The 21422-nt window shown below is 64.8% G+C and carries 22 protein-coding genes; 11 read left to right on the forward strand and 11 right to left on the reverse strand.

Translation table 11 applies throughout. From position 1 onward, the window contains the following. Positions 1-80 precede the first annotated feature (80 nt). The gene (locus tag DEBA_RS05220; protein ID WP_013257868.1) at positions 81-725 is read left to right on the forward strand and encodes a class I SAM-dependent methyltransferase; all 645 of its coding nucleotides are present in this window, start codon (positions 81-83) and stop codon (positions 723-725) included. On the opposite strand, the gene DEBA_RS05225 is transcribed toward DEBA_RS05220, so the two are convergent. The 6 genes from DEBA_RS05225 to DEBA_RS05245 form a co-directional block, all read right to left on the reverse strand. Beyond that, a complete protein-coding gene (locus DEBA_RS05225; protein WP_013257869.1) occupies positions 722-1747 on the reverse strand; it encodes a prenyltransferase/squalene oxidase repeat-containing protein in 1026 nt (341 codons plus the stop codon). The genes DEBA_RS05220 and DEBA_RS05225 overlap by 4 nt on opposite strands. Continuing rightward, a complete protein-coding gene (locus DEBA_RS05230; protein ID WP_013257870.1) occupies positions 1744-2448 on the reverse strand; it encodes a class I SAM-dependent methyltransferase in 705 nt (234 codons plus the stop codon). The genes DEBA_RS05225 and DEBA_RS05230 overlap by 4 nt, the downstream gene beginning before the upstream one ends. Beyond that, positions 2405-3682 carry a glycosyltransferase family 4 protein gene (locus DEBA_RS05235; protein ID WP_013257871.1) on the reverse strand — a complete coding sequence of 426 codons (1278 nt, stop codon included), beginning with the start codon at positions 3680-3682 and terminating at the stop codon, positions 2405-2407. The genes DEBA_RS05230 and DEBA_RS05235 overlap by 44 nt, the downstream gene beginning before the upstream one ends. A gap of 187 nt (positions 3683-3869) precedes the next feature. After that, entirely contained in the window at positions 3870-4766 is an 897-nt protein-coding gene (locus tag DEBA_RS05240) for a glycosyltransferase family 2 protein (RefSeq protein WP_013257872.1), read from the reverse strand. Next, complete coding sequence (locus DEBA_RS18065) at positions 4763-4966, reverse strand: hypothetical protein (RefSeq protein WP_148227792.1); 204 nt, start codon at positions 4964-4966, stop codon at positions 4763-4765. The genes DEBA_RS05240 and DEBA_RS18065 overlap by 4 nt, the downstream gene beginning before the upstream one ends. 283 nt (positions 4967-5249) lie before the next feature. After that, the gene (locus tag DEBA_RS05245) at positions 5250-6725 is read right to left on the reverse strand and encodes a 4-hydroxyphenylacetate 3-hydroxylase family protein (RefSeq protein WP_013257873.1); all 1476 of its coding nucleotides are present in this window, start codon (positions 6723-6725) and stop codon (positions 5250-5252) included. A 336-nt stretch (positions 6726-7061) separates the two neighbouring features. Here DEBA_RS05245 and DEBA_RS16845 point away from each other — a divergent pair, with 336 nt between their 5' ends. Then, on the forward strand, positions 7062-7727 hold the full coding sequence (locus tag DEBA_RS16845; protein ID WP_013257874.1) for a TetR/AcrR family transcriptional regulator: 666 nt from the start codon (positions 7062-7064) through the stop codon (positions 7725-7727). 49 nt (positions 7728-7776) lie between these two features. Here DEBA_RS16845 and prfB read toward each other — a convergent pair. The 3 genes from prfB to DEBA_RS05265 form a co-directional block, all read right to left on the reverse strand. Continuing rightward, positions 7777-8905 (reverse strand): peptide chain release factor 2 gene (gene prfB / locus DEBA_RS05255; RefSeq protein WP_187288593.1). Its coding sequence is split into 2 segments (ribosomal slippage): positions 7777-8835 and positions 8837-8905, totalling 1128 coding nucleotides; the frame shifts between segments, so codons are not numbered across the junction. Further along, positions 8898-10493, reverse strand: coding sequence for an apolipoprotein N-acyltransferase (gene lnt / locus DEBA_RS05260; RefSeq protein WP_013257876.1), 1596 nt, complete (start codon positions 10491-10493; stop codon positions 8898-8900). Before lnt ends, prfB begins: the two co-directional genes overlap by 8 nt. Before the next feature lie 6 nt (positions 10494-10499). Then, positions 10500-11291, reverse strand: coding sequence for a hemolysin family protein (locus DEBA_RS05265; RefSeq protein WP_148227793.1), 792 nt, complete (start codon positions 11289-11291; stop codon positions 10500-10502). Positions 11292-11491: 200 nt separating this feature from the next. Between DEBA_RS05265 and DEBA_RS18330 the strand changes: the two genes are divergently transcribed. Next, positions 11492-11659 (forward strand): hypothetical protein, encoded by a 168-nt coding sequence (locus DEBA_RS18330; RefSeq protein WP_013257878.1) that lies wholly within the window; start codon positions 11492-11494, stop codon positions 11657-11659. Between the two features lie 72 nt (positions 11660-11731). Here DEBA_RS18330 and DEBA_RS05270 read toward each other — a convergent pair whose 3' ends face one another. Both DEBA_RS05270 and DEBA_RS05275 read right to left on the reverse strand, forming a co-directional pair. Then, entirely contained in the window at positions 11732-12100 is a 369-nt protein-coding gene (locus DEBA_RS05270; protein WP_013257879.1) for a response regulator, read from the reverse strand. A 20-nt stretch (positions 12101-12120) separates the two neighbouring features. Further along, entirely contained in the window at positions 12121-13344 is a 1224-nt protein-coding gene (locus tag DEBA_RS05275) for a glycosyltransferase family protein (RefSeq protein WP_013257880.1), read from the reverse strand. Positions 13345-13634: 290 nt separating this feature from the next. Here DEBA_RS05275 and DEBA_RS05285 point away from each other — a divergent pair, with 290 nt between their 5' ends. The 8 genes from DEBA_RS05285 (at position 13635) to DEBA_RS05320 (ending at position 21420) form a co-directional block, all read left to right on the forward strand. Next, a complete protein-coding gene (locus tag DEBA_RS05285) occupies positions 13635-14642 on the forward strand; it encodes a P1 family peptidase (protein ID WP_013257881.1) in 1008 nt (335 codons plus the stop codon). Between the two features lie 275 nt (positions 14643-14917). After that, the gene (locus tag DEBA_RS05290; RefSeq protein ID WP_013257882.1) at positions 14918-15748 is read left to right on the forward strand and encodes a phosphate ABC transporter substrate-binding protein; all 831 of its coding nucleotides are present in this window, start codon (positions 14918-14920) and stop codon (positions 15746-15748) included. Positions 15749-15899: 151 nt separating this feature from the next. Continuing rightward, positions 15900-17147, forward strand: a complete 1248-nt coding sequence (locus DEBA_RS05295) for a putative porin (protein WP_013257883.1) — start codon at positions 15900-15902, stop codon at positions 17145-17147. A 230-nt stretch (positions 17148-17377) separates the two neighbouring features. Continuing rightward, positions 17378-18355: a phosphate ABC transporter permease subunit PstC gene (gene pstC, locus DEBA_RS05300; RefSeq protein ID WP_013257884.1), complete on the forward strand. Its 978-nt coding sequence runs from the start codon at positions 17378-17380 to the stop codon at positions 18353-18355. Then, positions 18352-19224, forward strand: a complete 873-nt coding sequence (gene pstA / locus DEBA_RS05305; protein ID WP_013257885.1) for a phosphate ABC transporter permease PstA — start codon at positions 18352-18354, stop codon at positions 19222-19224. The genes pstC and pstA overlap by 4 nt, the downstream gene beginning before the upstream one ends. Further along, positions 19218-19985, forward strand: coding sequence for a phosphate ABC transporter ATP-binding protein PstB (gene pstB / locus DEBA_RS05310; protein WP_013257886.1), 768 nt, complete (start codon positions 19218-19220; stop codon positions 19983-19985). The genes pstA and pstB overlap by 7 nt, the downstream gene beginning before the upstream one ends. A 24-nt stretch (positions 19986-20009) precedes the next feature. After that, a complete protein-coding gene (gene phoU, locus DEBA_RS05315; RefSeq protein WP_013257887.1) occupies positions 20010-20693 on the forward strand; it encodes a phosphate signaling complex protein PhoU in 684 nt (227 codons plus the stop codon). Between the two features lie 43 nt (positions 20694-20736). After that, the gene (locus tag DEBA_RS05320) at positions 20737-21420 is read left to right on the forward strand and encodes a response regulator transcription factor (RefSeq protein ID WP_013257888.1); all 684 of its coding nucleotides are present in this window, start codon (positions 20737-20739) and stop codon (positions 21418-21420) included. Positions 21421-21422 lie beyond the last annotated feature (2 nt).

Raw genomic sequence — 21422 nt, forward strand, 5'->3', positions numbered from 1 at the left:
AGCCGGCCGGCCGTGGTGATAGCCTTCTGGCGGCCCGGCCACGGGCCCATCGCCCACCCAGCAACAGCGGAGCGCGGACAATGACTTTCGACCCCGGCATCATCAGCGGCGTGCGGGGCTTCATGGACGACGACGAGGCCAAGCGCCTGCACCTGATCGCCATCGAGGCCAGCAAACTGGGCCCCTGCCTGGAGGTGGGCAGCTACTGCGGCAAATCGACGATCTGCCTGGGCCTGGCCTGCCGGCAAAACGGCGGCGTGCTTTTCGCCCTCGATCACCACCGCGGCAACGAGGAGCAGCAGCCGGGCCAGGAATACTTCGACCCAGAGACCTTTGACCAGCGCTCCGGGCGCATCGACACCTTCGGCGAGTTCCGGGCCAACATCGAGGCCGCCGGCCTGACCGACACCGTCGCGCCCCTGGTCTGCCCCTCGGCCGTGGCCGCCCGCCAGTGGGCCACGCCGCTGGGGTTGGTCTTTATCGACGGCGGTCACTCGCTGGAGGCGGCCTACCGCGATTATATCAATTGGTCGCGTCACCTGCGGCCGGGCGGCTATCTGCTCTTCCACGACATTTTCGAAAACCCGGCCGAGGGCGGCCAAGCGCCGTATCTGGTCTATCAGATGGCCATGGCCTCGCGCCAGTTCGAGGAACTGGAACGCACCAAGTCGCTGCGCGTGCTGCGCCGCCTGCCCTGCGAGGCCACGCCGCCGATCGGCCTCTAGGCCGGCTGATGGCAAAACAGCCGACAGGCCGGCGATAGTTCGTAGAGCATGTCGGCGGCCAGCAGCACGGCCGCGCCGGTCCAGGTCGTCTTTTCCTGGGTGTAGATCACCCGCTCGGGCAGGGCCAGGCCGGTCCAATAAGCGCCGTCGTCGTATTTGTTGTCCTGGATCCAGCGCAGGATCGTCTCGGCCTCCAGGTAGCTGCCCATGGCCGCCAGGGCCATGACCAGTTCGGATGTCTCGGCCATGGTCACCCAGGGCCGATCGGAGACGCAACGCGCCCCCCAGCCCTTCATGACGTAGGTCTCCCAGCCCTGCTCCAGGCGGCGCTGGGCCTCGGCCCCGGTGATCACCCCGCAGAGCACCGGATAGTACCAGTCCATGGAAAAGCGCGCCTTGCTCTGGTCGAAGACCATCGGCCGCTTTTTGATGGCCCGGGCCAGGGCCTCCATGGCCTCGCCCCACTGGGGCCGCGACAGGCCCAGCAACCCGGCCAGGCTGATGGCCGCGGCCAGGCTTTTGTGGATCGAGCTGCAACCGGTGAGCAAAATCGACTGATCGATGCTGCCGTCGGGACGCTTGGCCCAATAAAAAGCGCCGTGGGGCTCGCGCATGGTCATGGCGAACTCCATGGCTTTTTCCACGGTGGGCCACATGCGCCGCACGAAGCCAAGGTCGCCGGTGCACAGGAATTGGTGCAGCACGCCCACGGCGATGTAGGTGACCATGTTGGTGTCTTTGAAAGAGCCCTCGTCGCGGCGGCCGTCGCGATACTGCGACCACCAGCTGCCGTCTTGCATCTGGCTTTCGGCCAGCCACTCGTAGGCCTTTTGCGCGGCCTGAAGCTGGCCGCCCACGGCCAGGCCCATGGCGCTTTCGACGTGATCCCACGGATCGGTGAAGCCGCCCTCGGACCAGGGGATCTCGCCCCATGGGCGCTGCACGGCCAGGATGTAGCTGGTGGTCTGGGCCACGTCTATTTCGGCCGGCTGATAGCTGGTCGCGGCGGCGAGTTTGTTCATTTGTTCTTCACCGAGTAGATCACCGTGCTTTTGCCGATGATGGGGTTCAGCGCCCGTTCCAAAAATCGCGTGAGCGCCGGTTTTTTCATCATGTCCCAGACCAGCAGGCGGTGGTAAAGCTTGACCAGCCGCGACGAATCGTTGTCGGGCCCGACCAGGCACTTGAGCCACCAATAGGGCGCGTGCAGCCCGTGGGCGCGGCCCACACGCCACTTGCTGGCCCCGGCGGCGGCGATCATGGCCAAAAGCTGATCCTTGCGATAGATGCGCACATGCCCGCCGGCGCACTGGTGGTAGTCCTTGGACAGGGCCCAGCAGATGCGCTCGGGAAACCACGAGGGCACGCTAACCACCAGGTTTTTGCCCGGCTTGAGCACGCGCACCAGCTCTTTCAGGGCGTGCTCGTGGGCCGGCACGTGCTCCAAAACCTCGGAGCATATTACCAGATCGAAGTGGTTGTCGGGGAAGGGAAGATTGGTGATGTCGGCCACCAGCGTGCCGCAGCGGCCCTTGATCCAGGCTCGGTTCTGCTCCAGGCGTTGATCGGCCTGGCGCACGTCGTCGAAGCACAGGTCCAGGCCCACCGAGCAGACGTTTTCGTGCATGGCCGCCGCGCAGGTGTGGCGGCCCGAGCCGCAGCCCACGTCGAGGACTTTGTCATCGGGCGCTGGTTTGACCAGGCTGAAGTCTACGGTGTTCACGTATGGTTTCCTTGTAGGCGTCCACGGTTTTCCGGGCGGCGACGCGCCAGGTGAACTGCCCGTGCACCCGCTCGAAGCCCTTGCGGCCCAGTTGGGCGGCCTTGGCGGGGTTGTCCAGCAGATCGACGATGGCCGCGGCCAGGGCCTCGGCGTCGGCCGGCGGCACCAGCACGCCGGCGTCGCCGACAACTTCGGGCAGGGCCCCGCCGGTGGTGCTGATCACCGGCAGGCCGCAGGCCATGGCCTCGCCGGCCGGCAGGCCGAAGCCTTCGTAGAGCGAGGGCGCCACGGCCACCGAGGCCATGGCGTATTGGCGCAGAAACTCGTCGTCGTCGATGCGGCCGGTGAAAGTGACGATGCGGCCCAAATCCAGTTCGCGCACCAGGCGCTCGACCACGCCCTTTTCCTTGGGCTTGCCCACCACCGTCAGCTCCACCGGCGCGCTCTGGGCCACGCGGTGCACGGCGTGCAGCAAATAATACAACCCTTTGAGCGGCGTGTCGGCGCTGTTGGTGACGATCAGGCGGCGCGGCCGGCGCTGGACGCCCTCCAGCGGGCGAAAGTGCTCGACATCGATGCCGTTTGGCGCCACGCGAAACTTGCGGCGATCGACGCCGAACTCGCGGGCGATGTCGTCGGCGGCGAACTCGGAGACGGTGATGATGTTGGAAAATTTGCGCGCCACCCTTTTTTGCATGCCCACGAACGAATACCAGCGCATGTTCTTGAGCTTTTTCCACGGCGAGCGCACCGATTGCACGGCTATGCGCCGATCGACGGTGATGGGGTGGTGGATGGTGATGGTGGTGGGCGCGTAGCGGTTCATGCGCCAGATGCCGTGGGAAAGACACTGGTTGTCGTGGATGACGTCAAAGTCGCGGCGGCGGGCTTTGATGTATTTCAGCGCCCGCAGGCCAAAGGTGTAGGGCTCGGGAAAGCCCATGGTGGTGGTGCCGATCCACTCGATGTAGTTGATCGGGTCGTATAGCTCGCCGATGCGCGGCGTGCGAAAGGGGTCTTCGGGGTTGTAGAGATCCAGGCAGGGGATCGAATGCAGGGCCACGCCGTCGTCCAGGTGTGGCCCCGGCGGCCCGGCCACCACCTCCACGTGGTGGCCCAGATCCTTTAACGCCTTGCTGAGGTATTTGATATAGACCCCTTGGCCGCCGCTGTGGGGGTTGCTGCGATAGCTGAGCAGACAGATTCTCAGCGGGCGATCCAGATCGGAGCCCATGGGGCCGGCCCTCCCGATGGTGTTTGGCGCTTTGTGAAATGTAACGGACATGTGTAGATCGATTCCGCGGCCATGTCAAATTAATTAGGTCGACGCCGTCGAAGGGCCGCGCTTCGGCGCGGGCGGTGGGGATAATTGATTTTGCATGGCGCGCCGCCTCGCGGGGCGGACGTGGCTTGACGCCCGGTCAGCGGCGGAGCGCCGAGCGCCCGGCGAAAGGCAGGCGGATGAAATGCAGCATGCACAGGGAAGCGAACCTGATGCCCAGTAGGGATATCACGAAAGGCGCGGCGATGGCCCCGACGCCGTTGGAGTGCTTGCGATAAAAAATGTAGCTGCTCTTGTGGAAATTCCACAGCGAAGCTATGTTGCGCGATTTGCGGCTGCCGCCGACCTTGTGGACGATGGAGTCGTGGGGGTAGTAATAGACCTTCCAGCCGCTGGCCCACAGACGTTTGCACAGGTCGGCGTCTTCCCAGAACAAAAAGAAGTCCTCGTCCATCATGCCGGCCTCCTCGAAGGCCTGGCGGCGGGCGACGATGGCCGCCAAACTGACCCAATCCACCGCCGTGGGCTGGCAGAACTCGCAGCCCTGGGTCAGGACGTTCCTGGCCGTGAAGCGGTTGTTGGGAAACAGCCGCGACAACAACGACGAGCGCCCGAAAAGCCCGGTCAGGGCCGAGGGGAAGGCTCGGGCCGAGCCCTGCACCGTGCCGTCGAGATTGAGGATCTTTGGCCCCACCGCCCCGGCCTGCGGGTTGTCGCGCAGCCATTGCAGGCAGTTGTCGAGGCAGCGGCCGTCGATGACGCTGTCGGGGTTGATCATGGCGATGAACGGCGCGTCACCGCGACGGACGGCTTGGTTGATGGCCCCGCCCAGGCCGATGTTTTTTTTGTTGATCTGCAACTCGACCGCGGGGAAGGCCTCGGCGATGCGCCGGGGCGCGTCCTTGGAGGCGTTGTCTTGCACGAAAATCCGCAGGCGCGCCCGGCAGGGGTTTTCCGCCAGCGAGCGCAGGCAGGCGATCAGATCATCGGTGCTGTTGTAATTGACAAAAATTATGTCCAGATCGAAGGCGCTCAACCGGCCTCTCCCGTCGGCGTGATAATGCGGCTGCTCGTTGCTTGCCCAAATTGCCGCGCGCCCAAGGCGTCGGGGCCATGCGACGAGAATCGGGCGGCCGGGCTTGTTGAGCGCTCGTGGTCGACACGGGCGAAAAAAATGAAGCGGCGCGCCGCGGCGGCCGGTCGAAAAAGCGAATCCATGGCAAAGTCAACTTTCATTTTGCATGCTTCCGCCGGCGCGCCCTCGGCCGTGGTGTTGGGCGTTCGGCGGTGGCCTGGCGGTCGACGTCAGCGTAAAAACACCGGCGCGGCGCGCATGCGCGGTCGGCCTGGCCGCGTTTCGGGCCGGCGGCTGACGTCATCGGCTACAACAGGATAATATGATTACAGATTCGTGAGGGTTTGTCCATAGTTTTGTCGCCCTGGCGTGGCAACGAAAACGGCGGGAGGATCGCTCCTCCCGCCGCAAAATTCGCCTGGCCCCGCCGAGCGGGGCGCGCGGCTATTTCTTGCCGCCGGTGGTCATGCCGGCCAGGTTGCGCACGATGTCCTTGCGGGCCTTGATGTCATACTGCGAAACGATGGCGATCTGCTCCATGATCGGCGAGCCGCCGCCGTGGAAGCTGCCGTAGGTGATGCTGCCGTTGAGGTTGGAGCAGGTGATGTCGCCGAAGTAGAGCCAGAACTTGATCTGGTCCTCGACCGAGACCTTGGACTGGCGGTTGATGTACTTCTCCAAAAACGGCTTGACCTCTTCGTTGGTCAGCTCTTGCTCGAAGGGGAAGGTGGAGGGCACGCCGCCGGCGATGTCGCACAGAAGCTCTTGCTCGTGGAAAACCGCCTCGCCGGTCAGGCAGCGGCCCACGTTGGCGTAGACCGAATCGGGGAAAAAGCCGCCGGGGCCGTAGGGCGCCTTGCCCAGGCCGGGGATGTTGATCTGGGTGCTGCCCAGCGACGAGGCCGTGAAGCCGGCGGCGTAGCCAAGCTCGGAGACCTTGACGAACTCGGCGAGCATGCCGCGCACGTGGGAGGTCTTCTCGATGCCGTTGATCTCGGCGGCCATGGCGGCCATGCCCAGCAACACGTCGCCGATGGCCGGCTTGCAACCCGAGTAGCTGTGGCGGTGGAACAGGGCGAAGAGCAGGGCGCAGAGGCCGCCGTGCTGGTGCTCGCCGGCCAGGAAGACCCGCTCCCAGGGCACGAAGACGTCGTCGAAGACCACGTAGGAATCGACCACGCCCCAGTCGAAGCCGCGCTTGAACTGCTTGCGGTTGCGCATGAAGTGGGGGTGCAGCACCTGCTTGACGCCCTCGTGGTCGGCCGGCACGGCGAAGGCCACGGCGTAGTCGGCCTCATCGGGGCCCAGGCTGCGGGTGGGCACGACCAGGATCTCGTCGGCCACGGCGGCCTGGGTGATGTGCACCTTGCAGCCGCGCACGACGATGCCGTCGGCCCGGCGCTCGACGATGTGCAGGTAGCTGTCGGGGTCGGGCTGCTGGGCCGGGCGCATCAGGCGGTGGCCCTTGACGTCGGTCTGGGCGCAGGAGCCGACCAGGTCGTTTTTCTGGAAGTTGGTCAGCCAGTTGATAAAATTCTTGTGATACTCGGTGGCGCCGTTGTTGGACTTGTCGGCCTCGAAGGAGACGGCGTTGACGGCGTTGATGGCGTCGACGCCCATGCAGCGGCCAATGCAGAAACCGACCTTGCGGCAGAGGGTGCGCGTCATGTCCTGCTTGTCGTGCAGATCCTGGGTGCTCTGGTGGACGTGACAGAAGCGGTTGATCGTCTCGCCGGTCAGATGGGACTTGGCCGTGCAGAGGGGGGCCAGTTCGGGGTCTTGGGCCGCGTCGAAGGTGACGCCGATGACGTTGATGGGTTGCTCCAGGGCCTCGTGGTCCCGGCCGACCTTGTCGCCGCCAAAGTAAAGGTTGCGCTTGAGTTTGTTCAAGCCGTCAATGTATTGCTGCTTGGTCCGCATTATTGGTCCTCCCTCGTAAACCGCGCCAGACCTGGCCTTCCGGTCGCCACGCTGGGCTCTTGGCATGATTTTTCGTCGTCATCGACTGAATGCGTCGTTTTGCGTGCGTTCATATGTAGGAACAATATGACAGCACGCCTGTTTTTTCAACCTCATATGATAAATGAGCCAGAAATAAAGGCCGCTGTCAAGACAATGCTGTACAATCGTACAAATATCCGACGGTCGCGCCAAGGCTTTATGGCCGCGGCCCTTGGCGGCGCGCGCGAAATCGGCTAGCCTATGCGGGTGGCCCAATGGGCTCGTGGCGGGAAAACTATCGCGGAATGGCGGCGCGTGGGCGGCAAGACCAAAAAAAAGCAGGCCAAGGACACCAGGGCCAACATCCTGCACGCCGCCCGCCTGGCCTTCGCCCGCCACTCCTACAACGCCGCCAGCATCCGCATGATCGCCGCCCAGGGTGGTTTCGGCCACGCCATCATCGGCTATTACTTCCCCACCAAGGCCGAACTTTTCGCGGCCGTGGCCGCCGACATTTGCGCCGAGCTTTACGCGGCCAGCGTCCAGTGGATGCGGCGGGCCAGGCGTCTGCCGCCGGCCGAGGGCCTGGCCGCCTACATCCGGCGGCTGGTGGATTTCGGCCGCGAAAAACCCTGGATTTTTCAGATAATCATGCTCAACTTCGCCGAAAACCGCGACGCCATCCTGCCCGGCCAGGAGCATCTGCTCGAGACCATCGAAAAGATCCGCAACGACTTTGTCGTGGCCATGGGCCTGGAGCTGCGCCGCGACGAGGCCCGCCGCTTCACCGACAGCTTCAACGCCATGGCCCTATATTTCCTGGGCTCGCGCGAAAGCGCCGCCTGGCTGCTGGGCATGAACCCCGCCGGCGGACGTTACGCCCAGTGGGTTCAGGACACCATGCTGGCGCTGTTTCTGCCGGCCATGGGCCAATTGCTGGAACGGGGCGGCCCGCCCCGCGAACAACCGGCCCAAAAATGAGAAAGCGCCCCGGAGGGCGCTTTCGTTGCTTCGACCGCCGGCCTGGCGTTTAGTCATGGCCGGCCTTGGCCGCGCCGCCCTGGCCCGAGCGCCACAACAGGTAACCCTGGATGAAATCGTCCAACTGGCCGTCGAGCACGCTGTCGACGTTGCCCACCTCCACGCCGGTGCGATGGTCCTTGACCAGGCGATAGGGGGCCAGGACGTACGAGCGGATCTGGCTGCCCCAGGCGATCTCCTGGTGGCTTGCGTGGACCTCGCGCTTTTCGGCCTCGCGCTTGTGGATCTCCAGCTCGTAGAGCCGGGCCCGCAAGACTTTCATGGCCATGTCCTTGTTGCGGTGCTGGCTCTTTTCGTTCTGGCACTGCACCACCACGCCGGTGGGAAAGTGGGTGATGCGCACGGCCGAGCTGGTCTTGTTGACGTGCTGGCCGCCCGCGCCCGAGGCCCTGTAGGTGTCGATGCGGATGTCGGCGTCCTTGACCTCGATCTCGATGTCGTCGTCGACCTGAGGCGAGACGTAGACCGAGGCGAAGGCCGTGTGCCGGCGGTGCGAGGCGTCGAAGGGGCTGATGCGCACCAAACGATGCACGCCGCTTTCGCCCTTGAGCAGGCCGTAGGCCCGGGGGCCGTTGATCTCCATGGTCACGCTTTTCACGCCGGCCTCGTCGCCGGCCTGAAAGTCCAGCTCAACGACCTGGAAGCCCTGGCGCTCGGCGTAACGGCCATAGAGGCGCGTGAGCATCTGGGCCCAGTCCTGGGCGTCGGCCCCGCCGGCCCCGGCGTTGATGGCCAGGATGGCCCCGCGGTGATCGTCGGGGCCGCCCAGCAGGCGGGCCGCCTCCAAGCGGCCGATCTGCCGCTCCAGGGCGTCGTGGGCCTGGTCGATCTCGGCGGTCAGCGAGGCGTCGTCTTCCTCGACGGCCAGTTCCAGAAGCACCTCGGCGTCTTCCATGCTCCGGTTGAGGGCGTCCAACTCCTCCAGGCTCTGGGCCAGGTCGGTGCGTTCGCGCATGACGGCCTTGGCCGCGTTCTGGTCTTCCCAGAAATCGTTAGCGCCCACGATCTTGTCCAACTCGGCCAGGCGCTTGGTCTTGCTTTCGGGGTCAAAGATACTCCTGGATCACGCCCAGGCGTTGACGAAGCTCGGCCAGCTTTTGGCGCATTTCCTCATGCATTTTCGCTTCTCCTTTTGTCGCGTCGCCGCCTCAGCCAGGCCACGGCCCACAGCGGGGGCATGGCCCCGGCGCAGATGGGCCCGACCAGGTCGCCGTGGCGGGTGAAAAAAGTCGTTTCGGGGCCGGCCAGGGGCAGGGCCATGACTCGCCAGGCCGGCTGGAAGATGTCGGTCAGCCCGGCCATGCGGCCGTCGGGCAAGACAAAGCCGCTGACGCCGGTGTTGGCCGAGCGGGCGCAGGCCAGACGGTTTTCGATGCAGCGAAAGACCAGGTGGCTCATGTGCTGGGCCGAAGCGCCGCTGGGGCCGTACCAGGCGTCGTTGGTCTGGTTGACCAGCAGCGTGGCCCCGGCCAGGCGCTGGGCCCGGCCCAGGTAGGCGAAGATGGATTCGTAGCAGATCAACGCGCCGATTTTCACGCCGTCGGCCTCCAGCAGCACGCCCGGCCGGCCGGCGGCCTGATCGCCGCCGATCTGGGCCAGGGCTCGCACCCAGAAAAGCACCTCGCCCAGGGGCACGTATTCGCCAAAAGGCACCAGATGAGCCTTGTCGTAATAACCCCTGATCCGGCCGTCGGGGCCCACCAGCCAGGCGCGGTTGCTGGTCATGGCCTTGCCCTGGCGGCGGGCCAGGCCCAGGGCCGCCGGCATGACAAAGGCGTCCAACTCCCTGGCCAGGTCCAGCACCTCGCTGGTGCCGGGGTCTTCGTGGGCAAAGTAAAACGGCGTCGATGATTCGGGCCAGACGACCAGCCAGGGCCGCCGCCCGTCGACCGCGGCGGACGCCTGGCGGCTGAGCGCGGCCTGAGCCCCGATGATGGCCATGCGCTCATCGGCTCGCCACAGGCGCTCGATGGCCACGTCGGGCTGGACCACGCCGACGACCAGCTTGGGCGCGGCCGCGCATTGGGTGGCCACTTGCGTCATGCGCGCCTGGCCCCACAGCCAGCCGCCGGCCACGAGCGCCAGCGCCGCGCCCAGCGCCGCCCACTCGCGTCGGCCAGGCAGCGCGCGCCGGGCCAGGGGCGGGGCCAGACCCCGCGCCAGCAAGGACGCCGTCAACACCAGCAAAAACGAAACCCCCGAGGCGCCCCACCACTCCGCCGTCTGCGCCAACTCCAGCCGACCGGTCAGGCCGCTGGCCAGGGGCAGCCAGGGAAAGCCCGTCAGCAGCACGCCGCGCAGCCACTCGCCGCCCACCCAGGCCAGTGGCGCGCAGAAAAGCGGGCTCAGGCCGGCCTGACGGGCGTAGGCCGCCAGGCCCACGGCCAGGGCCGGGTAGGACGTCAGCACCGCCATGCACAGGGCCAAGACGGCCCAGGCCGCCGGCGCGCTCATGCCGCCGTGCAGGGTCATGGCCACCGTCAGCCACCAGACCATGCCCATGGCGCAGCCCAGGCCAAAAAGCCAGGCCGCGGCAAAGGCCCGGCGGGCCGGCAGCAGCCAGCAAAACGACGCCAACAGCGCCACGCCCAGCAGGGTCAGCGGCCAGATGTCGTGGGGCGGAAAGCCCAGCGCGGTCAGCGGCCCGCCGATGGCGGCCGCGCCGACGGCCCAGAAGGGAGGCCGCCAAGCGGCGAGAAATTTCACGATGATCTAGTCTCCGCTGGCCGCCGCCACGGGCGATTGCTCCAACGCGGCCATGATTTTGGTCACCCGCCGCTCGTCGGCCTCCTTGATGACCATGCGCAGAGGCCCCACCACGATCTCCTCGCCGACCTTGGGCACCCGGCCCAGGGCCGTGGTGATCAGCCCGCCCATGGTCTCGAAGCGGCCCTCGGGCAGTTCGGTGGGCAACTCCACGCCCAGGTGGTCGGCCAGATCCTCCACCTCCAGGCGGGCGTCGAGCAGGAGCGCGCCGTCGGGCTGCTCCTCGAGCATGGGCTGCTCCTGGTCGTATTCGTCGACGATCTCGCCGACGATCTCCTCCAGCACGTCTTCCATGGTCACGATGCCGGCCGTGCCGCCGTATTCGTCGACGACCACGGCCAAGTGGGCGCGACGTTTGCGAAATTCGGCCATGAGCCTGTTGACGCTCATCGACAGCGGCACGAAAAACGGCTTGCGACAGATGCGCAGCAGGTTGACTTCCTCGGACGGGCGGCCCCAAAAGGGCAGCAGATCCTTGGCGTGGACGATGCCGTGGATGTGGTCCAGGTCCGCGCCGTGCAGGGGGATGCGCGAGTGGCCGGACTCGATGATCACCCGAATCGCCTCCTCGACGCTGGCCGACTCGGCCACGGTGGCGATGTCGATACGTGGCACCATGATCTGTCCGGCGGTGGTCTCGGCCAGATCCAAGACCGCCTCGATCATCTCGCCCTCGTCGGCCGAAATAAAGCCTTGAGCCTCGCCCTGGTCAACCAACCCGGCGATTTCGCGTTCCAATTGCTGCGGTGCGCTTTGACGGGTCAAGCCCAGTTTGCCGCGCAGCCTTTCGATGAAACTTCGTCGGGAATCGGGGTCCAACCGTCGTTATCCTTTCCTGCCAATCATGGTCCAACAATCACTGGCGGCCCGCGGCGGGCCGGCGCCACGCCTTGACTTTTGGGGGCCTCGCCCTAAAAATATAAACGGAGGATTATATCATGCCAGTGCAATTTGATCCCAACCAAGTCGCGCCCAGCCAGGCCCCGGCCGAACAGCCGGCCCCGCCGCCCCAGGAAACGGCCCCGCCGCCGCCGCAAGACCCGCCACCGCCCGAGCCCGCGCCCGTCGAACCATGCGGCGGGTCGGTGGTCGACGAGGTGGTCTAGGGGCCCACAAAAAGCCGTCCGGCGCGAACCCACGCCGGACGGTGCGCAAAAACATCGCTGGCCCCGCGCCCTTTAGGCTTTGGGCACCGAGGCCTCGAGGGCCATCTTGACCTTGCTTTTCAGCTCGGTCAGGTCGAAGGACTTGATCACGTAGAAGTCGGCGGCGATGGACTTCATGTCCTCCTTGAAGGTGTCGTAGGCCGTGCAGAGGATGACGGGCAAGTCGTAGAACTTGTTGCGGATGTCTTGCAGGATGTCCAGCCCGTTGTAGTCGACCATCTTGATGTCCAGGATGATCAGGTCCGGCTTTTCGCGCTCGATGCGTTCGAGGATCTCGAAACCGCTGTCGGCCGTGGCGACCTCGTAGCCCTCGTCGGTGAGCTCCTCGGCGTAAAGAAAACGGATGTGCTCTTCGTCGTCGACAATCAAAATCTTGGCCATGGCTTTACCCTCAACAGACCCTAGGCGCCCCAGCGCTCCAGCAGGTAAGGCTTGGTCTCCTCGAAGACCATGCATTCGTTTTCGATGAATTCCTCGGCTTCCTGGATGGTCATGCGCTCGGTCTTGCGCACGTACGACAAGGTCTTGCCAAAGTATACCGGAATCAGCGACGCCAGAAGCTCCTGCCGGTCGATGGCGTTGTTTTTGTGGGCGATGGCGAAATCGTAGAGCAAGGTGGCCCAAACCTGGGTCGGGAAGTCGAAGCGGCTGTCGGGCAACCCGGCGATTTCGTTTATTTTGTTCATGCTATCGGGCGATAGCACCTCGCGCCACAGGTCGGCGTAGCGGGCGAAGCCGGCGCGGAAATTGTCCAGGAGTTTTTCGGCGCTGACCTTGACCGGCGGCGGCAACTCCACCTCGCCCAGGCCGAAGCCGTAAATGGACGTGGGCCGCGACCACTTGACGCGCATCCAGAAACCGGTGCTGTGCTGCATCAGATCGAAGATGGTGCCCACCACCTGGCTGAACATGGGCCCCAGGTCAGAGCCGGGATCCTTGGGCTTGTGGATCTTGGGCCGGCCCATGAAGGCCTGACAGATGGGCGTGTTGCTGTTCATGGCCACGGTGGTCATCCAGATGTCGATGCCGAAGTTGCGCACGGCCTCGCTCCAGGTGGGGCTGGCCAGATAAATGCGGGCCAGCTCGCCCGAAAAGCCGAAATCGCCGCCGATGGGCTGACGCACGCGGCGGCCATAAAGGCTGCGCGTCAAGGGATAGGCGATGGAGTTGGTGATGGTGCCGTCGTATTTGTGGCGCACGTACAGCGGCGACACATAGCCGAAATTGTTGAATAACGGCTCGCCCAGGTGCTTGATCCACTGGGGCGTGATCGACTTCAGGTCGGCGTCGACCACCACCACGGCCTTGGCCTTGAGTTGGAGGACTTTGCTGAAAAGGTTGTGGAAGTTGTTGCCTTTGCCGCGCACGCCCGGCGGGGTTGAGAGATACAGCTTGGGCACGTCGCCGGTGTCGGCGGCCATGAACGCCTCGCGGGTGCCGTCGTCCGAGTCGTTGTCACAGTTGATCAGCACGCACGATTTGTCGGAAAAAAACTTTTGCAGCCCCAAGGCGGCTTGTTCGGCGGGGAAGCCGATCAGCTTGGCCTCACGATAGGAGGGGATGGCCACGACCATTTCGGCTTCGGTGATGTTTTGTGGGTTGATTTCTGCGACAAACTCCGCCATCAGGTCTCCTTAAGCTTATGCTCCGGCCACGGCTTTGCCCGGTGGTCGGCGGCCATGGCCCATGGCGGCCGGGGCGGCGCCTCGGTCAACGCGGTCATGGTCTTTGGCCCGGCGCGGCGGCCCACGCCATCGGAGCTGGGCGGCCCCGTCCCGTTCGGAGTCTGGTCGGCCAGCCGCCGGCCCACTAATAGGATTGCCCAAATAGCCGCCAAAGTCAAACCGATTGCCAACGCCGGCTTGACAGGCCCGGCCTGGCGTAAGAGTATCAGTGCTCCAAAGGAGAAGCGCAAGTGACGAATTGGCCGGAAATCGACAGGCAGGGTTCGCCGGCCGACGTGCCGGGGTTCTTGGTCGGCCACGCCCAAGACGAGCGGGGGCCCACCGGTTGCACGGTGCTGCTCTGCCCCGAAGGGGCGGTGGGCGGCGTGGCCATCGGCGGCTGGGCGGCCGGCACGCGGGGCATGGACGGGCTGGGGCCGGGGCACGTGGTGCGGGCGGTGCAGGGCGTGCTGTTCACGGGCGGGTCTTCGTTTGGCTTGGCCGCCAGCGACGGGGCGTTGCGCTGGCTGGTGGAGCACGGTCTGGGCAATCAGTCCGGGCCCTATCGCCTGCCCAGCCTGCCGGCGGCGGTGATCTTCGACCTGGGCCTGACCGGCGGGCGGGTCATCCCCGGCCCGGAGATGGGCCGCCAGGCCTGCGAAAACGCCAGCGCCGGCCCCATGACCCGCGGCAACGTGGGGGCCGGCTGCGGGGCCAGCATCGGCAAGCTCTTTGGCCCGTCGCGGGCCTGCAAGGGCGGCCTGGGCGGGGCGTCGCTGCGCGTGGGCGATCTGCGCCTGGGCGCGCTGGCGGTGGTCAACGCCTTTGGCGACGTGATCGACCAACAGGGCCGCATTATCGCCGGGGCGCGTCTGGCGCCGGATTCCGCCAGCTTCGTCGACGCCGCGCGCCATTTCATGGCCGGCGGGGCCTATCAACCCGTGGCCCCGCCGCAGAACACCACCCTGGTGGCCATCGCCACCAACGCCCGGCTGGACAAGACCGCCGCCGGCAAGGTGGCGGCGGTGGCCCAGGGTGGCCTGGCCCGCTGCATCGATCCGGTGCATTCGGAGGTCGACGGCGACCTGGTCTGCGTGCTGGCGCGGGGCGAGGTGGCGGTCGACCTGATCGGCCTGGGCGTGATGGCCGGCCGCCTGGCCCAGTTGGCTGTGTGGGACGCCGTGTTGGCGGCGCGGTCGCTGCCGGGCCTGCCCGCGGCCGTGGATCTGCCGCCCGCGCCGCGGCTCTGGCCGGCCTGAGGCCACGGCGTGCGTTTTTTCACTTATCGGGGCGCTTTTGCTTTTTCCATCGCCGGCGATCTTTTATAATGAAGGCCAAGGGCGTCATCGCAAGCGGCGCCGCGGGTGGATAATTGTTTTTTGCCGAGCGCAGCCTATTGACATTGCAAAGCAATTGTCTTTAGCCCGTAACCGCGCTGTAACAAAATCCTCCTACATTTGCCCTAACGACGCGGGCGGGAAGCATCCGCGGGCGGTCGTTGGTGACAAAATGCAAACCAAGGAGAGTTTCAGTTATGCGCAAAAAATCTCTGATCAAGAGCGTGATTTGCCTGGCCGCCGCCGGCGTTATGCTGCTTGGCGGCGCGGCCCTGGCCGCCGACAAGATCAGCATCAGCGGTTCGACCACCGTCCTGCCCATCGCCCAGAAGGCCGCCGAGGTCTACATGAAGACCAACCCCGGCGCGGCCGAGATTTCCGTTTCGGGCACCGGCTCGGGCGACGGCCTGAAGGCCCTGGTCGAGGGCAGCATCGACATCGCCGACAGCTCGCGGGCGGCCAAGGACAAAGAGATCAAGCGGGCCGATGAAAAGGGCGTCAAGCTGGTCAAGCACGTGGTGGCCCTGGACTGCATCGTCCCGGTGGTCAATCCCGCCAATAAGGTAACCGGCCTGACCAAGGCCCAGATCAAGGACATCTACACCGGCGCCATCAAAAACTGGAGCGAGGTCGGTGGCGATGACGGCCCCATCGTGGTGATCAGCCGCGACTCCAGCTCGGGCACCTTCGAGGTGTGGAACGAACTGGTCCTGCACAAGGAGCGCGTGCGCCCCGACGCCCAGCTCCAGGCCAGCAATGGCGCGGTGGCCCAGGCCGTGGCCAGCAACAAGTACGCCATCGGTTACGTGGGCATCGGCTATCTCAGCAAGGATCTCAAGGGCTTGACGGTCGACGGCGTGGCCGCCTCCAGCGACGCCGCCCGTGACAAGAGCTACCCGGTCAGCCGCGAGCTTTACATGTACACCAACGGCGAGCCCACCGGCGCGGTCAAGGCCTTCATCGACTTCGTGATGGGCGCCGAAGGTCAGAAGATCGCGGGTGAAGAAGGGTTTGTCCCGGTTCGCTAAAAAAGTTTCGAGAAAACTTGCCCGGGTTAGCGATTGGCTCTATAATCTGAACCATACCGGCAGGCGGGCACCTGCCGGTATGGCCAAAACGACGCTAAACGTCGCTTTGGCCGTTTGATAGGGTTGGTTAACGGAAAAAGGAGAAAAAGGCATGTATAAGTTTACCAAAATGGTCGGCGTCGCCGCCCTGGCTCTGGGCCTGGCCCTGAGCGTGGGCGTGGCCAACGCCGCCACCCAGGCCGAGCTCGAGGCGAAGATCAAGTCGCTGGAGAGCACCCTGAACACCCTGAAGACCGACCTGCATCAGGTCCAGGTCAAGCAGGCCGCCCCGGCCGAGGAAGTCAAGCTGCCTGGTTGGGTCGAGCGCATGAAGTTCAGTGGCGACCTGCGCCTGCGTTGGGAGTCCACCCGCTTCGACGACCTGAACAAGAAGTCCAAGGACGGCAACGATCGCCTGCGCACCCGCCTGCGCTTCGGCGTCGAGAGCCAGATCCACGAGGACGTTGAGGTCGGCCTGCGCATGGCTACCGGTTCCGACTCCGACGGCACCAGCACCAACCAGACCAACGGCAACTACTTCGGCGAGTTCAGCAGCTGGGGCATCGACCGGGCGTACGTGAAGTACACCCCCAGCTTCGTTCCCCAGAAGGCCATCGACCTGAGCGTTGGTAAGGTCAAGAATCCCTTCCTGACCTCCAAGGTGATCTGGGACGAGGACGTGGTGCCCGAGGGCGCGTTCCTGAAGGCCACCCTGTTCAAGGAGTGCAAGATTCAGCCCTGGGTGCTGGGCACGGTCATGACCGTCTACCAGCCCGGCGAAGCTGACGAGAACATCTACGCCTACGCTGGCCAGATCGGCCTGAACGCCGACTTCGACGCCTTCAAGGCCGAGGCTGGCGTCAGCTACACCGACTGGCAGGACCTTGGCAACCCCGGCTACCTGCCCCCCGCCATTCACGGCAACCCGACCTACACCCAGGCTGGCAGCACCCGCATGAGCCAGTTCAAGGTGTGGGACTTCATCGCCAAGGCTAGCTACAAGTTCAGCGAGCAGGGCGCCGTCAACGCTTGGGGTCACTACGTGAACAACACCGACGCCGAGGGTCCCTACAGCAGCGCCGACACCGCGTGGGGCGCTGGCATCGGCGCCAAGTACGCTCAGTTCGGCGCCGACTTCTGGTACAAGGACGTCGAGGGCAACGCCACTCCGGGCTTCATCTCCGACAGCGATTCCGGTTACGTCAACGAGAAGACCTGGGCCCTGGGTGTGAGCTACCAGGCGTGGAAGTACGGCCTGTTCAAGGTCACCTACTTCGACGGCGAGAACATCGACGACAAGATGCAGGGCGCCACCAACGACTTCCAGACCCTGTTCATCGAGGCCATCTTCAAGTTCTAGTCTAGGCTAGACCTTCGGATAGCCGGCCTTAATCGGCAATAACGGCCCCGGGCGCGAGCGCTCGGGGCCGTTTCTGTTTTGTCACGCCATTGTAACAATTCGGTCACTTGCCTGAAATCAGCCATGGCCAAAATTGCGGCCAACGAGTCGATGCGCCGCCGGGTCGGCGCGGAGAACCACGACGTTTTTTGACGCGGCGACAGGCGAAATGCTTTAGCCTGGAGTGAAAGATGACAACTGTTTCTCAGGCCGATTCCGCCGTGATCGACGATGGCGAGGCCATGGAGTTGCGGACTTTGCCACAAGCTTCAATCGCCTCCAATGGCGGCCCCGAGCGCGAGGTCTGGATCAGGCGCGTATTCATCTTCTGTGGCCTGTTCTCGCTTCTGGTCATGGGCCTGATCGTGGTGTTTTTGTTCTCGGAAGGCGCCGGCGTCCTAGGCGCGGTCAGCCTTGGCGATTTTTTGCTGGGCCATTATTGGTATCCCACCTACGAGCCGCCGGATCTGGGCATTTTGCCGCTGATCGTCGGCTCGGCGTCGGTGACGCTGGTCTCCTCGGCCATCGCCGTGCCGCTGGGCGTGGGCGCGGCGCTCTACATCGGCGAGGTGGCCGGTCACCGCGCCCGCGAGATCATCAAGCCCGGCGTGGAGCTGCTGGCCAGCCTGCCCTCGGTGGTGCTGGGCTTCGTGGGCATGGTCATCATCGCCCCGGAGCTGCAAAGATGGTTGGATGTGCCCAGCGGGCTCAACATCCTCAGCGCTTCGTTGATGCTGGCGATCATGGCCATCCCCACCATCACCAGCATCAGCGAGGACGCCCTGCGCGCGGTGCCCGGCGACCTGCGCGAGGCCTCCCTGGCCCTGGGCGCGACCCGCTGGGAGACCCTGCGCAAGGTGCAGGTGCCGGCGGCGCTCAGCGGCATCGGCACGGGGGTGATCCTGGGCATGAGCCGGGCCATGGGCGAGACGATGGTCGTGTTGATGGTGGCCGGCGGAGCGGCGCAGATACCTTCTAGCATCTTCGACTCGGTGCGGCCCATGCCGGCGACCATCGCCGCCGAGATGGGCGAGACGCCGGTGGGCTCGGCCCACTATCACGCCTTGTTCGCCATCGCCATCGTGCTGTTCATGATGACGCTGGGCTTCAACCTTGTCGCGGCATGGATCAGCAAGAAATACCAACAAAAAGGATCGTCCACGCTATGAAAGGCAGAATTTCGCCGGCGGCGCGCAAGCTGCGCGAGACCGTCGCCTTTTCGTTGCTGCGCCTTTCGGTGTTGGTGGTGCTGGGGGCCCTTGGCGGGATCATCATCTTCCTGCTGATCCAGGGGGCTGGGGCCATCAGCTGGGAGTTCCTCACCGAGGCCCCTCGTGACGCCATGACCAAGGGCGGCATCTTCCCGGCCATCGTCGGCACGCTCTACCTGACCATCGGGGCCATCGTGGTCTCGCTGCCGTTGGGCGTGGCCGCGGCCATTTATCTGAGCGAATACGCCCGCGACGGCCGCTTGTTGCAGATAGTGCGCCTGGGCATCCAGAACCTGGCCGGCGTGCCCAGCGTGGTTTTCGGCCTGTTCGGCCTGGCGCTGTTCGTGGGCTTTTTCGGCATGGGCATCAGCATGTTGGCCGGCTCGTTGACGCTGGGCCTTTTGGTGCTGCCCACGGTGATCGGCGCATCCGAGGAGGCTCTGCGCCAGGTGCCGCCGACCTTCCGCGAGGCCTCGCTGGCCCTGGGCGCCACCCGCTGGGAGACCATCTACAAGGTCGTTCTGCCCGCCGCCCTGCCGGGCATCCTCACCGGCAGCATCCTGGCCCTGGGCCGCGCCGCCGGCGAGACCGCGCCGATCATGTTCACCGCGGTCACTTTTTACACCCTGCACCTGCCAACCTCGCCTCTCCACGAGGTGATGGCCCTGCCATACCACGTCTACGTGCTGGCCACCGCTGGCACGCATATCGAACAAACGAGGCCCCTGCAATACGGCACGGTGCTGGTGCTCATCGCCCTGGTCCTGGGCTTGAGCCTGGTGGCGGTGATCATCAGGACCAGGATGCGTAAGAAAAGAAAATGGTGAACACGCAAGAGATAGTTATAGAAGTCAAGGACCTGAATTTCTATTATGGTAAGAGTTGCGCTCTTAGCGAGGTGTCCATGGACATCCTGCGCAACCAGGTCACGGCGCTCATCGGCCCTTCCGGCTGTGGCAAGTCCACGTTCCTGCGGCTGTTCAATCGCATGAACGACCTTATTTTGGGCACCAGGGTCGAGGGCAAGGTGCTCCTGGACGGCCAGGACATCTATGGTCCCGATGTTGACGCCGTGCAGCTGCGCCGGCGGGTGGGCATGGTTTTCCAGAAGCCAAACCCGTTTCCCAAGACGATCTACGAAAACGTGGCCTATGGGCCGCGCTTGATCGGCGTGAAGAACAAGACCGAACTGGATAGCCTGGTTGAGCGCTCGCTCAAGGCGGCGGCGTTGTGGGACGAGGTCAGCGACATCCTGCAAAACTCGGCCCTGGCCCTCAGCGGCGGCCAGCAGCAGCGTTTGTGCATCGCCCGGGCCCTGGCCGTGCAGCCCGAAGTGCTCTTGATGGACGAGCCCACCAGCGCCCTGGACCCCATCGCCACGGCGCGCATCGAGGAGTTGGTCGGCCAGCTCCGCGAATCGTACACCGTGGTGATCGTCACCCATAACATGCAGCAGGCGGCCAGGGTCTCCGACCAGACGGCGTTTTTCTACATGGGGCAACTGGTCGAAAAGGGCCCCACGGAGACCATCTTCACCCGGCCCAGCCAGCAAAGGACCGAACAATACATTACCGGACGTTTTGGTTGAGATTAGGACGGAAAGCAAAAATTTATGAGCGTCACCCAGTTTCACAGGCAAATGCAGCAGATCAAGGAAGACTTGGTCAAGATGGCCGGTTTGGTCGAGGAGGCGCTGCTGTGGTCCATCGAGGCTTTGTCCAAGCGTGACAGCCAGTTGGCCCAGCGGGTGATCAGCGGCGACCGGCGCATCGACTTGCTGGAAAACGCCATCGACCGGTCCTGCCTGACCCTTTTGGCCACTTATCAGCCGGTGGCGGTGGATCTGCGCTTTCTGGCCTCGGCGCTGAAGGCCTGCTCGGCGGTGGAGCGCATGGGCGATCAGGCGGTGAACATCGCCCAGCGCGCCCTGGTCCTCTGCGAACTGCATCCATCGACGGTGCCGGGCACCATTCGCACCATGGCCGAGATCGCCCGCGAGATGGGCTCCCAGGCCCTGGACAGCTTCATGCGCGAGGATCTGGACCTGGCCCGCAAGGTCATTGTCCGCGATGACGACCTGGACACCATGTACCGGGTTTTCCTTGAGGAAATGATTCAGTGGATGACCGACGAACACCGGCTCATCCGCCGTGGCGTGGAGTACATCCTGGCCTCACGGCACTTGGAGCGCATCGGCGACGAGGCCACCAACATCGCCGAGGAGGCGTTCTTCCTGGTCGAGGGGCGCATCGTGCGCCACGGCGGCGAGGACGACGTGGCCGTGGGGCCTTTGTGATCAAACAGCGAGCGCCGCTGGCCGCGCTTTTGGAGCAAACGCGATGAACGCATCGACCATTCTGGTGGTTGAGGACGAACAAGACATCATCGACTTGGTCGAGTTCAATCTGCGCCAAGCCGGGTTCAACGTCATCAAGGCCACCAACGGCCTGGACGGCCTGCGCCTGGCCAAGGAAAAAAAGCCGGCCCTGCTGGTGTTGGACCTGATGCTGCCGGGCCTGGAGGGCCAGGAAGTCTGCCGCCGCCTGAAGCAGGGTGACGACACCAGGCGCATCCCGGTGCTGATGCTCACCGCCCTGGCCAGCGAGACCGACCGCATCGTCGGCTTCGAACTGGGGGCCGATGATTATCTGGCCAAGCCCTTCAGCCCACGCGAACTGGTCTTGCGCGTGCGGGCCATTTTGCGACGGCAGACCGGCCCGGAGGAACAGAGCGCGCCTTTGCGCAAAGACGCGCTGGTTATCCACCCAGACCGCTTCGAAGTGCGCATCGACGACGAAATGGTCGCCCTGACCGCCACCGAGTTCAAGCTCCTGCATCATCTGGTGGCCAACGCCGGCCGCGTGCAGACCAGGCAGCAGCTTCTGGAGCACGTCTGGGGCTACGAATACGACGGCTACGCCCGCACCGTCGACACCCATGTGCGCCGGTTACGCAAAAAAATCGGCCCCTTGAGCGACGACATCGAGACCATCCGGGGCATCGGCTATCGCTACAAGGAGTGACC

Source organism: Desulfarculus baarsii DSM 2075, assembly GCF_000143965.1.
GTDB lineage: Bacteria > Desulfobacterota > Desulfarculia > Desulfarculales > Desulfarculaceae > Desulfarculus > Desulfarculus baarsii.